Here is a 13,777-nt window from a genome sequence, read left to right as displayed (position 1 = left end):
TAGATATATGATTTTAGTGGAATACTACAAATGTTCTATGTAAAAATAGAATGCAAATATTGTTATTTATTAACAAAATTTATAGCCACTACAGGAGGAGATTATTATGGAACAAATTCAGAAAAAAGCAGAGCAATTTGCACAAGATCATATCAGACCTTTTGCAAAAGCAACAGATGAAGAGGTGAGATTCCCAGTAGAATCATTTAAACAAATGGGGGAAGAAGGCTATTTCAAGTTGATGATTCCAAAAGAATTAGGCGGAATGGGAAAAGGATTGGAAGAACATTCAGTAATTTGTAGAGAGTTTGCAAAAGAGTCAGCTACAGCAGGTCTTTGCTATATGATGCATAATGTTGCATTGATGACAGTGCTTACATATGGTAGTGAAGATTTAAAAGAAGAAATATGTAAAAATATAATAGAAAACAAAGTTTTCATGGCACTAGCATACAGCGAATTTGGGACAGGAACTCATTTTTATAAGCCAGAAATATTGGCAGAATACAGTGGTGGTAAAATAAAGTTAAATGGGATTAAGAGTATGGTTACATCTGCAGAACAAGCAGCTTATTACTTAGTTTTAGCTCCAGATGAAACAGGAGTAGAAGGATCTATTAATAATTTAATAATACCTGCAGATTCTAATGGAGTTCATTTTAGGATGTCAGCTTGGAATGGGCTAGGAATGAGAGGGAATGTATCTGCTCCTATGGTTTTTGAAAATACAGAAATAGATAGTTCATATCAAATTGGACCAAGCGGTTCAGGAATGGAACAAGTATTTAATGTAGTAGCTCCATTTTTTATTACTGGCCTTGCATCAGTTTATACTGGAGTTTTATTAAAACTTTCAGAAGAATCAATTAACCATTCAATAAATAGAGTATATCCAGATGGTCAAGCATTAAGAGATATTGAAACAGTTCAAATTCATAATGCGCAGATATACAGCAAAGCAATGGCAGCCAAATACATGACGCAAGAAGCTGCAAGATCTGGAGCAAATGGTGAAGAAGATGCATTGGCCAAGATATTATCAGCTAGAATCTTTGCATCAGAAGCATCAATTGAATGTGCAAGAATTGCAATGAGAGTTGGTGGAGGAAAGGCTTATAACGGAGCAGGAAGCATTGAACGATTATTAAGAGATGCATATGCTGGTCAAATAATGGCACCAAGTGTTGATGTATTGATAGTATGGTTAGGGAAAGCAGTGACAGGATTGCAAATACCTTAAAACATAAAAAATTATAAGTATGAAATAACTGAAAAAAATAATAGAACATAAAAAATATAAATAAAATCTTATAAATAAAAGAAGGGGTGAACTTAATTTCATCTCTTCTTTTTATTTTTATTACATTATATTTTTATTATATAGTAAGAAGATAACTTATTAAAAAAGCTAATTAAAGTAGCATTTTAATCCAATTTTATAATTTAATAGACTATATCGTTGACATATATATCGCAAGCTGATATACTAAAATCAAATATAACGCATAACGATATAACTTGAGACGATAGTAAAATTTATTTAATAGTAGAATAGGAGAAATGAAAAATGGAAAATATAGCACTGACAGAAGCTGTATATTATATACTTTTATCACTCAAACAACCTCTTCATGGATATGGAATTATGCAGAATGTAGAGACAATCACAGAGGGGAGAGTTGTTTTAGCAGCAGGAACACTTTATGGAGCAATTAGCTCTATGCTAGAAAAAAGATGGATAGAGCTTGTGAATGAAGAAAAAAATAAAAGAAAAAAAGAGTATGTAATTACAGAAATAGGAAATCTAGTATTAGAAAGAGAGTTATCTAGGCTAAAAGAGCTTGTAGCTAATGGAGAAAAATATAATGTATAGGAGATAATAATATGAAAAAAACAATAAAAAAAATATTTTGGGTTTGGCAATATGAGAAAGAAGAAGAGTGGTTAAATGAAATGGCAAGCGACGGTTGGACACTAGATTCATATTCGTTTTTTAAATACACTTTTAGAAAAGAACAAGATAATGATAGATACACGGTTCGCTTAGCATTTGAAAATCAGAAACAGGATGAATATATAGATTTTATTGAGGGGACGGGAGCAGAGTATATAGGTAAGTGCTTTAATTGGATGTACTTTAGAAAAAATAATAAGTTGGGTAAATTTGAATTACTTTCTGATGTAGATTCTAAAATAAAACAATTAAAAAGAATATTTATGATGTTAAGTATAATTTTTATAGCTAATATTATTAATATTTTTAATATATTTTTTAATCTCAGAGTGGGAAAATTTTTATTTCTATTATTACCTTTGTTTGCTCTTGTTATATTAGGATATGCTTCAATAAGAATTTTACTTATTATTAAAAAATTAAAATCTCAAAGAGTACTACATGAGTAGACTTCAATATTGGAATAAAGTATAATAAAAACAATTTAGAATATATAATTTATATATTCAAGAACTTTATAGAAGATTTATAAGGAGATAAAATATGATATTAGAAACAGAACGTTTAATATTGCGTCCATGGAAAGAAACAGATGCTAAAGATTTATATAAATATGCTAGTGATCCTAGAGTTGGTCCAATAGCGGGATGGCCTGTACACGCTAGTGAAGAGAATAGCTTAGAAATCATAAAAAATGTATTGAGCAATCCTTACACATTAGCTCTTGAGTTAAAAGAGGATGGATCTGTTGTTGGAAGCGTGGGATTGATGATAGGTAAAGAGAGCAATTTAGAAGATTTACCTGAAGATGAAGGCGAGGTAGGGTATTGGATTGGAGTTCCTTTCTGGGGTAGGGGTCTAGTTCCTGAAGCAACTAAAAAATTGATTGAATATGGATTTGAAGTCCTTCAATTGAAAAAACTATGGTGTGGATATTTTGATGGAAATGAGAAATCAAAAAGAGTAAAAGATAAGTGTGGCTTTAAATATATGTATACAAAAAAAGATGTTTATTGTGAAGCAGTTGATGAAACTAGGACAGAGCATGTAAGTTGCCTACTACGAGATGATTGGATATAAAAAATAGTGTAAATACAGTTATGTATTTACACTATTTTTTTATTAGTATTCAATGTATTTATCTATTAGATATTTGTATACTTTATAATCCTCAGAAAATAAATAATATATATAAATATCGTCTTTTTCGTCTTTATGAACACTATCAATTTGATAGTTTCCAATATTATTAGGGAGAGTTATTTTTTTCTTTGAAATTATGGTGAACCTTATTTTGACATTTGGATTTTCTTTTTTTAACTCATTATACTTTTTCTCATTAAAGGCATTTTTTTCCATTAATTCAAATCCCTTTTCTGATTCAGCAAAGTTGCTATCCTCTATATCATTTTCGTCAATTTCAAATTTTATATTTTTTGCATTTACAGATTTAACTACAAATTTATCATTATCTTTTGAGATTTTGATTTTGGATTCCCCAATTCCTTTTGCATGACATCCAGATTGCGTTACAACAACTTTTTTTCCATTAGGACCTTTATATTCATGATTATCTATAAATTCATGAGTATGACCTCCTATTATTAAGTCAATATTAGGAACTTTTGCAGCTAATTCTTGTAGACGGTTCCCACTATGTTTAGGTTTTTTTGGTTTTTCTCCAGAGTGAGCGACTAGAACTATAACATCAGGATTTTCTTTTTCTTTTAATTCTTTTGATACTTTAATGCTTTCTTCCACCATATCAGTCATGTACATTTTGCCCTTCCAAAGGTCACCATTTTGAAGTAAAACTTCATCATTTTTTATCAATTTTCCATTAACTAATTCATCTCTGTCAAAGATAGTATTAGTCGTAACTCCAATTACACCTACTTTTACAGTTCCAAACTTTGTCTTTAGATTTTTTATTATATATGGTTTTGTGACTCTTTCATCACTTGATTTTTTAATATATTTTTTATTGTAATATGTATTTGCAGATAGAAAAGGAAAGCTATTTTTATCTTTTTGTTCAATAAACTGAGAGATAAAAGTCTTGTCGCTAGATTGCATAAATTCATGGTTGCCTATTATTGCTGCATCATATCCAGCATTTTGCATATCTTTTATGACAGGTGCAGTTCCAGACTCTGGTTCAGCAATTTTTTCAACGATGCTTCCGATGCGTTCTTCTGTAGGACCATATTCTTTATATCCACTTGACCACTCGGCATCATCTTCTGTTTGAATATCTGTAATGTCTCCGGCATCTAGCAATAGTGATTTTTCATGGTTGATTGATTTTGTGAATTCTTTTAAATTATTAGTAAAGTGACTATGTAAATCTGTAGTGTAGTATACTGTTATTGCATCTTGATTAACTGCCTTATTTAATACAAAAAGGCTTACTACAGAGATAGATAGCAACGAAATAATAAACAATTTTTTTTTCATATTTCCTCCTTAATATTTGTAGATAAACAATATAATATTAGTTTATTTGTTTATTATATCACACTTTATAAAAAAAATACTTTTTTGAATACTATTATACTTATATGCATTGTAAATAGGGAATAATTATGTATTGATAAGAAGGGTACATAGATGTATAATTTTATTTAAAGAAGCATAATATATGTAATTTTTATAGTAAATATGAGGGTATATTAGAAATATAGTATTGAAATTTAAAACTATTATATAATAAATAGGTAATATGTAGGAGGTGTGATTGTGAAAAAATCAAATAAAGATTTAAAAGCATTTATAATAGTAGCGACATTGCTGGCGGGGGTATTTATAGTATTCCATATTACACCTCAAATGGCGATGAGAACAAAGGCGGTTACCCTGCTAAATGGACACACATTGCCCTTGAATGCATCTGAAATAGAAGTTGATGAATTTCACAATAAATCATATATAAGTCAAGCAAAAAAAGAGAATGGTACATTTTATTACTTTAAAAGTAACGCTATATACGAATTTTTCAGAGATAAAAAAATTATATGGAGAGATATGTCAGAACCATTTGGGTGGTTAGTATCAAAAAAAGGCTTTTTATATTTTGCAGAACCTGTAGGATATTAAATTAAAATGATAGCAATTTTACAATCGAAATTAAATTATAAGAGATGGCTTAAGAGATATTCTTGCTATCTCTTTTTTGTAAAATGAAAAAGCCGACCAAAAAGGTCGACTGATTCGTGGGCTAGTATTATCCAGACACAAGTATAACATAAATATTTTTAAAAAGATATAAAATTCTAAATAAAAATTATTTTTTTATGATAAATATTATTTCACAAAATATCTATCTATAAATTTATTCTCAGTAATATTTTTTATGTCGTCATATATAGATTTTGCTAGTTTGCTGTCATTGTATTCGTTCTTATCCATTTTTTCATCAAAATCTATCTTAAAATAGCCTAAATGTTCACTTCCTTCATAAAGAGAAAAATATAAATAAGTATCTTTATAATTTGAAGGGAAGGCTAACTTCATTGTAAAATCATCAAATGATATACTAAAAGGTAAATTCATATCATATATATTATGAGTTTTTTGGCATCTTCCAGATTTAATGGCATCTATCAATGAATTTAGATTTTTATAAAGTCTATTGGAAGTTTCGCTACCAGATAATAGAATTTTGTTATCTTCTGGCATCTGTGCATATTGAAGACCATCAAATACTAAATCTCCGTCTCTTAATTCATATTTTTTAATTAAAAATCCTTTTCCTTCTGAGAATGCTTTGTGTGCATCAGAAATATTATTTATAAATGAAATATCACTAGATTCAATGTATCCATTTTCGTTTTCACCAGAAAATAAAGTGCTAGTTTCATATCTGTCTTTTCCAGATAGTCTATCAGCTTTAAAAAAGTCTTTTTGTGCATCATTGACAATATCTACGCCACCAATTACTAAATTGTAAGTAGAAAGCCTATCAAGTTCAGACTTAACTTTCATATTAATTTCATTGTTTTTAGATTCGTCTATTAAAACAACAGGTATGTCTTTTGAAGCTACAATACTAGCATCTGCATAAGATTTTCCTGATATTAAATTGACTTTTTTCACAGAATCAAGTTTTTCATGGTACTTAAGAACAGATAGAGATGTTTCATATCTGTCACTTCCTGAAATTCTTTCTTTTGTTTGAGAATCATCAAGAGCAAAAGAGCTATCTTTCAGAGAATCTTGACCTCCGATTAGAATAATTTTTTCATATTTTTTGATTTTATCACTTTGTTCTTGGCTTTCGTTTTTATCGAAGAATAAAAGATCTCCATTCAACTTATTTACAAGAGGGGTCGCCGATAGCATATCTACTGTCTTCTCTTTTGAGACTACTACCAATGGCTTAGACGTGTTATCTAAAGCATCTGTCTGAGCTATAAAAGTAGTAGGTAAGACAAATATTCCTGCTAAAAAAGTTAATAAAAATTTGTTCATAATAATCACCCTCCTTGTTTATTATTTTATAAAATTCTGAATTTTATAAAACTTTCTATCTCAAGCATAGCATATAATTTCGGTTAATTAAAGGGGTAATTCAAAAAAATAATCAATTATTATTTTAGAATTTAAAATGTCTATTATGTTACAAATCGTAAAAGAAAAATTATAATAAGAACGTTGAAAATACTAGTATACAAGAAAAAAATAATTTAAAAATAAAACAAATAATATCTTGTTATTTCTAGATAAATTGAAATTTTAATTAACTGAAAAACATACATGTTACATGGAATATTGAATTTGTCAATAATAAAATTAAAAAACTTTGAATATAGTATATCTAGAAATGGAAATATAGCATATCTAGAACTGAAAATATAATATATCTAGAAATGGAAATAGCAACATTGTTAATATAATTATAAAAATATTTAATGTATAATATAACCATACTAAATTGAAACTATGCTTTCTAATATTATATTTATAATAAATACGATGTCGGCGGAGGATTAAAATGGATAAATCAGGATATTCAGACAGTAGCTTAAAAAATCTTTCATTAGAAGAGTTGTGGCGACTATTTCCTATAGAACTATCGCCTAGCAAAGGCGAATGGAAATATTGGTACAAAGAAGAAAAAAACAATATAGAAAGGCTTTTAAATACAGAGAAAATAATTATTGAACATATTGGAAGTACGAGTGTAAAAGAAATTTGGGCAAAGCCAATTATAGATATCATGATTGAATTTCCTCATAGTTTTTCACTAGAAAAAAATTCAAAAGAACTAGAAGAAATAGGATATATTTGCATGAGTAAGAGTAGTTATAGAATATCTCTAAACAAGGGGTACACACTAAATGGATTTGCAGATAAAGTATTTCACCTTCATTTAAGATATTTTGGAGATAATGATGAACTATATTTTCGAGACTATTTAAGTGAAAATAAAGAAGTTGCCATAGAATATCAGAATTTGAAATTAGGGCTTTGTAAAAAATATAAATATGATAGAGATAAATACACTGACGAAAAAAGTGAGTTTATAAAAAAAGTTACTGAAAAGGCGAAAAAACAATATAAGAATAGATATAACAGAAAATATATTTAATATTAAAATGTATTTAAATAACATAATGATAGAAATTATGATAATTTAAAATAGTAATTAGAGATATGACAAATAAGATGAAAAACATTAGAAAATAAAAAAAGGGTAGCAGGAGCTATCCTTTTTTTAAAATTTATTTATTATTGATAACTGACTTGAAGTTTTTTACTAGGTTTTTTATTAGCTGATCCTCTAAATTAATTTTAAAATGACCTTTATAAATCCCGGATTCGTAAACATACATGTGAACAGAATCTTTTAAAGTTTCACTAGTTATATCTTCAAGCTTTATTACTCTGTTGTTAAGTGTTATTTCAAATGATGTTAATAAGCTTACATTTTGAGCAGGACTAAGAGCGACGTATTCCTTTGATTCGATTTTATCGTATATATCTTTAATATTTTCTGATAGCAACTTAGAATATTGAGATTCTTCAATTAATACTTTTTCATTATCTTTGTTAGTTTTAATATATAATTTGTTATCAGATATAGTAGGTTTGTCACCTTCTCTTATATATTTTAGTTCATTTTCTACATTTTTAGAAATGGATCCTTCACCACCAACTATTATTATATTTTTTATACTGCTATTTGATTTTATATATTCTTTAGTAGTATTGCTTAATTTGTCACTTTTTGTAAGCAATATCGCAGCATTTTTTCGCGATGCAAGTGGCGATGCAGAAAGTGCATCAGCATAACTATCGGCATTTGTAATTACAACTGTATCAATGTCTTTGTTCAACATTGTTTTATAGCTTTTTGCAATTTCAACTGCAGTTTCATATCTATCTGATCCAGCGATTCTTTTTTCTACATTTTCAGTAGAAGGAATAGAGTTTTCTCCTCCGAATGCAATGGCGATAGAAGGATACCCTTCTCTGTATGGATAAAGAGGTAGATATGTATTTTTATTATAAGCACTCATAAATGGTATTGAAGAAAGCGCATCAGAAAATTTATCGCTATTATATGTAGCAGATCTGTCTCCTATTGCTGCTAGTTCCCTATTATTTGATATTTGACCTATTACTTTTCCAGCTGTTTCAAATCGATCACTTCCCCCTAAACGTATTACAGAGCCAATACTTCTATGAGATAAATATTCTTCCATATTTTTAGAAATTGTGTTTTCTCCTCCTACAATATATGTGTTGTAAGGAGAATAGTATTTTTCAAAAAAGTTTTTGATTGATTCATTTGAAGTGTCATCTTTTGGAATTAAAAGAAGAGGAACGTCAAATTCGCTTGCAAGAGATCCACCAGATAATGAATCAACAGCATTTCTACCATTTGCTACTACTAAATACCTACCTTTTTTTCTAGTTTCTGAAAAATATTTTTTGGCAACATTGACAGAAGTATCATATCTATCAATACCTCCAACTCTTTCAATTTGTAACTCACTTTTAGAAACAACTTCATTTTGATTTGTAGAAATCTCACTACTTATATCATCTGCATATGATAGTAATCCAAATGATGATATTGCAATAGAAAAAGTCATTCCTAGGGTAAAACATTTTTTTGATAAATTCAAAATAATCACATCCTTTTTAAGTTGTTAATAAGTTTATTAAAGAATAATACATATTATCTTTTAAAGCTTATTTGTTTAGATTATAACACGATATATTATAAATAAGATATAGATGTAATCGTAATGTAATCACCTGTAATCGCAATGTAAATTATAATTGAGAAAAATTAAAAAGTTGTAATTTATAACCATTTGATAGCTTGAAAAGTATGTGAAAAATTGTAATAAATAGATTTTAAAAAACAAAAATAAAAAAAAATGTAATTATAACTCAAAAAACAAATAAAAAAATTATAAAAAAAAGATATCTGTAAAAATATATACTATATTGACATAGAAAGAATTAAGGAATATAATGTCCTTGTAATAATTCTAAAGAAAGGGCAAGGTATTTGTAGATATGAGAATATAATTCACTCAAAAGTCATTGTATAAAATGCGAATAAAATTTTAAAAAGTTTTATTTGTGATGCAATAATTAAATTAGAGTGGATAGTGTTTTTATAATACTTATAGTTTGTCTTAATAAAATTTAATGATTCATATTGTGTTTTCGATTTAAAATACAATTTCTTTGTGTGAGATTATGCTTATTTTTTATATGCATCATTATGAATCAATTATATTGACGCTATCCTCTCCAATATATTAAGGAGGGGTTTTTTATTTTACTTGTAGAAATTAGAAATATAAAAAAATATTATGAAGATAAACTTATTATCGATTTAGAAAATTTATCACTTTATCAAGGAGATAGAATAGGTATTGTTGGAATTAACGGAGCAGGAAAAACAACCTTATTAAATATCCTAAGTGGGATAGTTACTCCAGATGAAGGTAGAGTAAAATTATATGGAAAATATAATTTAATATCACAGAGTGGAACACCAGAAAAAAATAAGATAAGTAATGAATACGCATCTAGATATGGAATAGGCAGTATTTGGAGTGAAAGCATGAGTGGTGGAGAAAAAACAAGATTTAAAATAGCGGCTTCCTTTGAAGACAATGGAAGAATAATTCTTGCAGATGAACCTACTAGCAACTTGGATATAGAAGGAATTGAACTTGTAGAAGGTGTATTTTCTAAACATAAAGGCGTGATAATGATAGTGTCACATGATCGTGAATTTTTGGATAAAGTATGTAATAAAATATTAGAAATAGATGAATCTAAAGTGAAAATGTACAAAGGAAATTATAGTGATTACTTGAATCAAAAAAATATGGAACTCGAAAAAGAAAAATTTGAATATAATGAGTATCAGAGAAAGAAGAAAAGACTAGAAAAAGCATCTAGAGAGTTGGATAAAAAATCAAATTCTACTAAAAATACACCAAAAAGAATGGGTAATTCAGAAGCAAGACTTCATAAAATGGGAAATCAAAAAGCAAAATTTTCTCTAGATAGTGCGAAAAAGAGTGTAAATACGAGAATAGATAAATTATATAAAGTAAAGGCTCCACGCAAAATAGATGCTGTTAAGTTCGATATTTCTACTAGAAATAGAGTTTACAGCAAAATATTGATTGAAGGAAAAAGTATAAATAAAAAAATAGGATACAAAAGTCTATTTGAGAATGCAGAATTTAGTATAAATAACGGATCAAAAGTGGCTTTAGTAGGTAAAAATGGAAGTGGAAAGACGACTTTGATAAATATGATACTTGAAAAAAATAAAGATATTGATATATCTAATTCACTAAAAATAGGATATTTTAGCCAGGATTTAAAATTGTTAGATGAAGATCTGTCTATATTAGAAAATGTAACGAAAGATAGTATTTACGGGGAAACTTTTGTCCGAACTTTATTAGCAGATTTGAGATTTAAAGGAGATTATGTGTATAAAAAAGCAAGTAAGCTTAGCTCTGGAGAAAAAGTAAAAGTATCAATTGCAAAAATATTAGTAGGAGACTTTAATTTTTTAATTTTAGATGAACCTACCAATTATTTAGATATTCTATCTATAGAAGCAATTGAAAATGCATTAAAAAATTATAATGCAGCCTTCTTATTTGTATCACATGATAGACGGTTTATAAACTCAATTGCAGACACCATTATTAGTATAGAAAATAAAAAACTAAAAACATATAGTGGCACTTATGAAGATTTTGCTTTATCAAAGGGAAAAAATAGTAATAACAAGTCTAAAAACAGCAATAAAGATGATATAGAAAAACAAATTCTTATATTAGAGAACAAACTTTCCAATACGATAGGAATATTGTCAACTCTCACAAAAAAAGACAATAAAGATGAGTTAGAAGATGATTATCAAAATATACTTAAAGAGCTAAAATCTCTTAGAGAGTTACTAAATAAATGATCAAAAAAACCGTATAAAACCCATATAAAAACCACTTATCATTACATAATATCCGAGTATCGAATTTGCATTTATTTTTTTTAAAAAAATGTTATGATGTAAATACAGATAGGGGGAAAATATATGAAAATAAAATTGGATATTGATAATAATTTAAAACCGAAAATCTTGATCCTGAGAACTAGAGAAGAAACGGATGAAATAAAAGAAATAGTTTCATTAATTAAAAACAAAAATACAATACTTAATGCTAAGAAGGAAAGTATAAATTATAAGAAAAGTACTGAAGAATTTATAAGTTTTTTTTCATTTCAAAAAAAAGTATATGGAAGAACTAAAGACGAAGAATTATTAATTTCAAGTAGATTGTATGAATTAGAGGAAATCTTGTCGGATGAATTTGTAAGAATATCTAATACTGAAATAATAAATTTAAACTATGTGAATAGATTTGAAGTCACAAAGGAAGGATTGATTACTATTAACTTTAAAGATGGTAGTACTACGAACTCATCAAGACGATATCTAAAAAAAGTAAAAGAAAAACTATTTTAATTTAAGGAGCAGATTATTATGAAAAAAACATTATTAAATAGAGTTTATAATGGGATTGTTACGGGTATTTTTATAGGATTTATGATATCTATCTTGTTTTCAGTATTAGTAGGAGATGGAAATTACTATCCTGCACCACCGAGATTTATGGCGATGCATTCTAATCAAATAAATTCAATTTTAGTGTCAATAGCTTTATGGTCAGTTATTGGATTGATATTTTCAATAGGAGGATTGATTTTCACAAATACTGATTGGAGTATATTAAAAATGACAGTAGTACATTTTCTGACAGCATATGTATGTTTTTTACCAATAGCTATCTTATGTGGTTGGTTTCCTCTAGAATTAATATCTATTTTACTTTTTACAGCAATATATATAGTAATTTACATTGTAATATGGATGATATCTAGTATTATGCTTAGAAAAGAAGTCGAAGAAGTAAATGAAATGTTAAAAAAAAGAAAAATTAAATAATAAATTTAAAAAGAGTTGTTCCATAAAAGAGAAGGTGGAATAACTCTATTTTATTAATAAAATTTTAGGTATTTTTAAATCAAAATTTAGTATTTATATGTGTTGCATTTTAATGTAAAAATCTAAATACTAAAGCAAGAAAGAGCACTTAGTGTTAGAATATAATTATACAAATAAATATAATACTTATAGTTAATATAAGCTATACTAAAAATACTAATGTAAAGAATATAGAGAAAGGTTAATATATGAAGAGAATATTAATAGCAATTTTATCATTATCATTAATCATGTGTTCTTTAGTAGGATGTTCCAGTAAAGACAAAAATAATGACGATGATAATAAAAGAATTGAAGTAGATTCAAGTGATGTCAAACGCAGTAATAAAAATAATAACAGAATTGTGGTAATTGATGCAGGACATCAGGAAGCACCAATTAATGAATTAGAGCCAATTGGACCTAATTCTGATAAGAAAAAACCAAAACTCGCATCAGGAGCTACAGGCGTATCTACTAATATACCAGAATATCAATTGACTCTAGATGTATCACTTAAGCTAAGAGATGAATTAATAAAAAGGGGATACGATGTCAAAATGATTAGAGAAAATAATAATTTTCCTAAAAGTAATAGAGAAAGAGCGATTATTGCAAATAGTTATGGTAAAAACAAAGATTCAATATTTTTGAGAATACATGCAAATTCAATTTCAGATTCCAACGTTACGGGTGCTCTTACTATGGGGCCTAGTGATGATAATCCATATATGAGTAAAGAAAATATAGAAAAAAGTAAGCTTTTGTCTGTAGATGTAATAGAGGAAATGACTAAATCAACGGATTCAATGGATAAGGGGATTATTTTGACAAATGAAATGAGTGGAATAAATTGGTGTGAAATACCAGTCACTATTGTTGAAATGGGTTTTTTATCAAATCCAGAAGAAGATAGGTTGATGAATAGTAAAGATTATCAGAAATTAATATCTAGTGGAATTGCAAACGGAGTGGATAAATATTTTAATAATTAAATTTGTTACTTATATTAAAAGATTATTATAGATTGTGCATATTATTGAAAATTGGGTATATATATGCTAGAATGATATAATTGAATTTAAAGTATTTTAAAACTGAAATCTACGCGTTAAGTGTCTTTTGTATGGGAACTATCAATAGAACGAAGGATTTTGATCTGCGGTGTAGGTTTCGTGTCCCATTGTTATTAAAAAACATGGTCATGAATACATATTCTTATATATGAATATTTATGTTTCGTGAATATTAGTGGGATAGACGCAGTCTATCCTTTTTTAATA

General features: G+C 27.5%; 13 protein-coding genes and 1 riboswitch. Of the genes, 10 read left to right on the top strand and 3 right to left on the bottom strand.

The annotated features are described in order from the left end of the window. Positions 1-106: 106 nt before the first annotated feature. From C0982_RS00190 to C0982_RS00175, 4 genes are all read left to right on the top strand, one after another. The gene (locus C0982_RS00190) at positions 107-1,240 is read left to right on the top strand and encodes an acyl-CoA dehydrogenase family protein (RefSeq protein WP_101772234.1); all 1,134 of its coding nucleotides are present in this window, start codon (positions 107-109) and stop codon (positions 1,238-1,240) included. 327 nt (positions 1,241-1,567) lie between these two features. Next, positions 1,568-1,873 (top strand): PadR family transcriptional regulator, encoded by a 306-nt coding sequence (locus tag C0982_RS00185; protein ID WP_101772233.1) that lies wholly within the window; start codon positions 1,568-1,570, stop codon positions 1,871-1,873. Between the two features lie 11 nt (positions 1,874-1,884). Then, the gene (locus C0982_RS00180; protein WP_101772232.1) at positions 1,885-2,403 is read left to right on the top strand and encodes a DUF2812 domain-containing protein; all 519 of its coding nucleotides are present in this window, start codon (positions 1,885-1,887) and stop codon (positions 2,401-2,403) included. 94 nt (positions 2,404-2,497) lie between these two features. Beyond that, the gene (locus C0982_RS00175; RefSeq protein ID WP_101772231.1) at positions 2,498-3,034 is read left to right on the top strand and encodes a GNAT family N-acetyltransferase; all 537 of its coding nucleotides are present in this window, start codon (positions 2,498-2,500) and stop codon (positions 3,032-3,034) included. 42 nt (positions 3,035-3,076) lie between these two features. Here the strand turns inward: C0982_RS00175 and C0982_RS00170 are convergent, their stop codons facing one another. After that, positions 3,077-4,411 (bottom strand): metallophosphoesterase, encoded by a 1,335-nt coding sequence (locus C0982_RS00170; RefSeq protein WP_101772230.1) that lies wholly within the window; start codon positions 4,409-4,411, stop codon positions 3,077-3,079. Positions 4,412-4,693: 282 nt separating this feature from the next. On the opposite strand from C0982_RS00170, the gene C0982_RS00165 reads away from it, so the two are divergent. Then, positions 4,694-5,050 (top strand): hypothetical protein, encoded by a 357-nt coding sequence (locus C0982_RS00165; RefSeq protein WP_101772229.1) that lies wholly within the window; start codon positions 4,694-4,696, stop codon positions 5,048-5,050. A gap of 207 nt (positions 5,051-5,257) precedes the next feature. Here the strand turns inward: C0982_RS00165 and C0982_RS00160 are convergent, their stop codons facing one another. Beyond that, positions 5,258-6,424: a cell wall-binding repeat-containing protein gene (locus C0982_RS00160; protein ID WP_101772228.1), complete on the bottom strand. Its 1,167-nt coding sequence runs from the start codon at positions 6,422-6,424 to the stop codon at positions 5,258-5,260. A 523-nt stretch (positions 6,425-6,947) separates the two neighbouring features. Between C0982_RS00160 and C0982_RS00155 the strand changes: the two genes are divergently transcribed. Beyond that, entirely contained in the window at positions 6,948-7,544 is a 597-nt protein-coding gene (locus C0982_RS00155) for a GrpB family protein (protein WP_101772227.1), read from the top strand. A 133-nt stretch (positions 7,545-7,677) separates the two neighbouring features. Here the strand turns inward: C0982_RS00155 and C0982_RS00150 are convergent, their stop codons facing one another. Beyond that, complete coding sequence (locus C0982_RS00150; RefSeq protein ID WP_101772226.1) at positions 7,678-9,087, bottom strand: cell wall-binding repeat-containing protein; 1,410 nt, start codon at positions 9,085-9,087, stop codon at positions 7,678-7,680. A 647-nt stretch (positions 9,088-9,734) separates the two neighbouring features. Between C0982_RS00150 and abc-f the strand changes: the two genes are divergently transcribed. From abc-f to C0982_RS00130, 4 genes are all read left to right on the top strand, one after another. Then, positions 9,735-11,420, top strand: a complete 1,686-nt coding sequence (gene abc-f, locus C0982_RS00145) for a ribosomal protection-like ABC-F family protein (protein WP_306456938.1) — start codon at positions 9,735-9,737, stop codon at positions 11,418-11,420. A 123-nt stretch (positions 11,421-11,543) separates the two neighbouring features. Then, positions 11,544-11,975, top strand: a complete 432-nt coding sequence (locus tag C0982_RS00140) for a LytTR family DNA-binding domain-containing protein (RefSeq protein WP_101772224.1) — start codon at positions 11,544-11,546, stop codon at positions 11,973-11,975. A gap of 18 nt (positions 11,976-11,993) precedes the next feature. After that, positions 11,994-12,455: a DUF3021 domain-containing protein gene (locus C0982_RS00135; RefSeq protein ID WP_101772223.1), complete on the top strand. Its 462-nt coding sequence runs from the start codon at positions 11,994-11,996 to the stop codon at positions 12,453-12,455. Positions 12,456-12,703: 248 nt separating this feature from the next. Then, positions 12,704-13,489, top strand: coding sequence for an N-acetylmuramoyl-L-alanine amidase (locus tag C0982_RS00130; protein WP_101772222.1), 786 nt, complete (start codon positions 12,704-12,706; stop codon positions 13,487-13,489). A gap of 95 nt (positions 13,490-13,584) precedes the next feature. Then, a riboswitch (THF riboswitch) is annotated at positions 13,585-13,682 on the top strand. The last annotated feature ends 95 nt before the right edge of the window (positions 13,683-13,777 follow it).

Origin of the sequence: Peptostreptococcus faecalis (assembly GCF_900240845.1) — a bacterium.
GTDB lineage: Bacteria > Bacillota > Clostridia > Peptostreptococcales > Peptostreptococcaceae > Peptostreptococcus > Peptostreptococcus faecalis.
Note: the sequence above shows the minus strand (reverse complement) of the source record. Positions and strands in the feature narration are given on the sequence as shown.

Excerpts from the sequence above, each read along its gene's own strand:
- C0982_RS00135 (WP_101772223.1), top strand. The coding sequence starts at position 11,994 with ATGAAAAAAACATTATTAAATAGAGTTTATAATGGGATTGTTACGGGT.
- C0982_RS00160 (WP_101772228.1), bottom strand. The coding sequence starts at position 6,424 with ATGAACAAATTTTTATTAACTTTTTTAGCAGGAATATTTGTCTTACCT.
- C0982_RS00190 (WP_101772234.1), top strand. The coding sequence starts at position 107 with ATGGAACAAATTCAGAAAAAAGCAGAGCAATTTGCACAAGATCATATC.
- C0982_RS00185 (WP_101772233.1), top strand. The coding sequence starts at position 1,568 with ATGGAAAATATAGCACTGACAGAAGCTGTATATTATATACTTTTATCA.
- C0982_RS00170 (WP_101772230.1), bottom strand. The coding sequence starts at position 4,411 with ATGAAAAAAAAATTGTTTATTATTTCGTTGCTATCTATCTCTGTAGTA.
- C0982_RS00180 (WP_101772232.1), top strand. The coding sequence starts at position 1,885 with ATGAAAAAAACAATAAAAAAAATATTTTGGGTTTGGCAATATGAGAAA.
- C0982_RS00130 (WP_101772222.1), top strand. The coding sequence starts at position 12,704 with ATGAAGAGAATATTAATAGCAATTTTATCATTATCATTAATCATGTGT.
- C0982_RS00140 (WP_101772224.1), top strand. The coding sequence starts at position 11,544 with ATGAAAATAAAATTGGATATTGATAATAATTTAAAACCGAAAATCTTG.
- C0982_RS00155 (WP_101772227.1), top strand. The coding sequence starts at position 6,948 with ATGGATAAATCAGGATATTCAGACAGTAGCTTAAAAAATCTTTCATTA.
- C0982_RS00175 (WP_101772231.1), top strand. The coding sequence starts at position 2,498 with ATGATATTAGAAACAGAACGTTTAATATTGCGTCCATGGAAAGAAACA.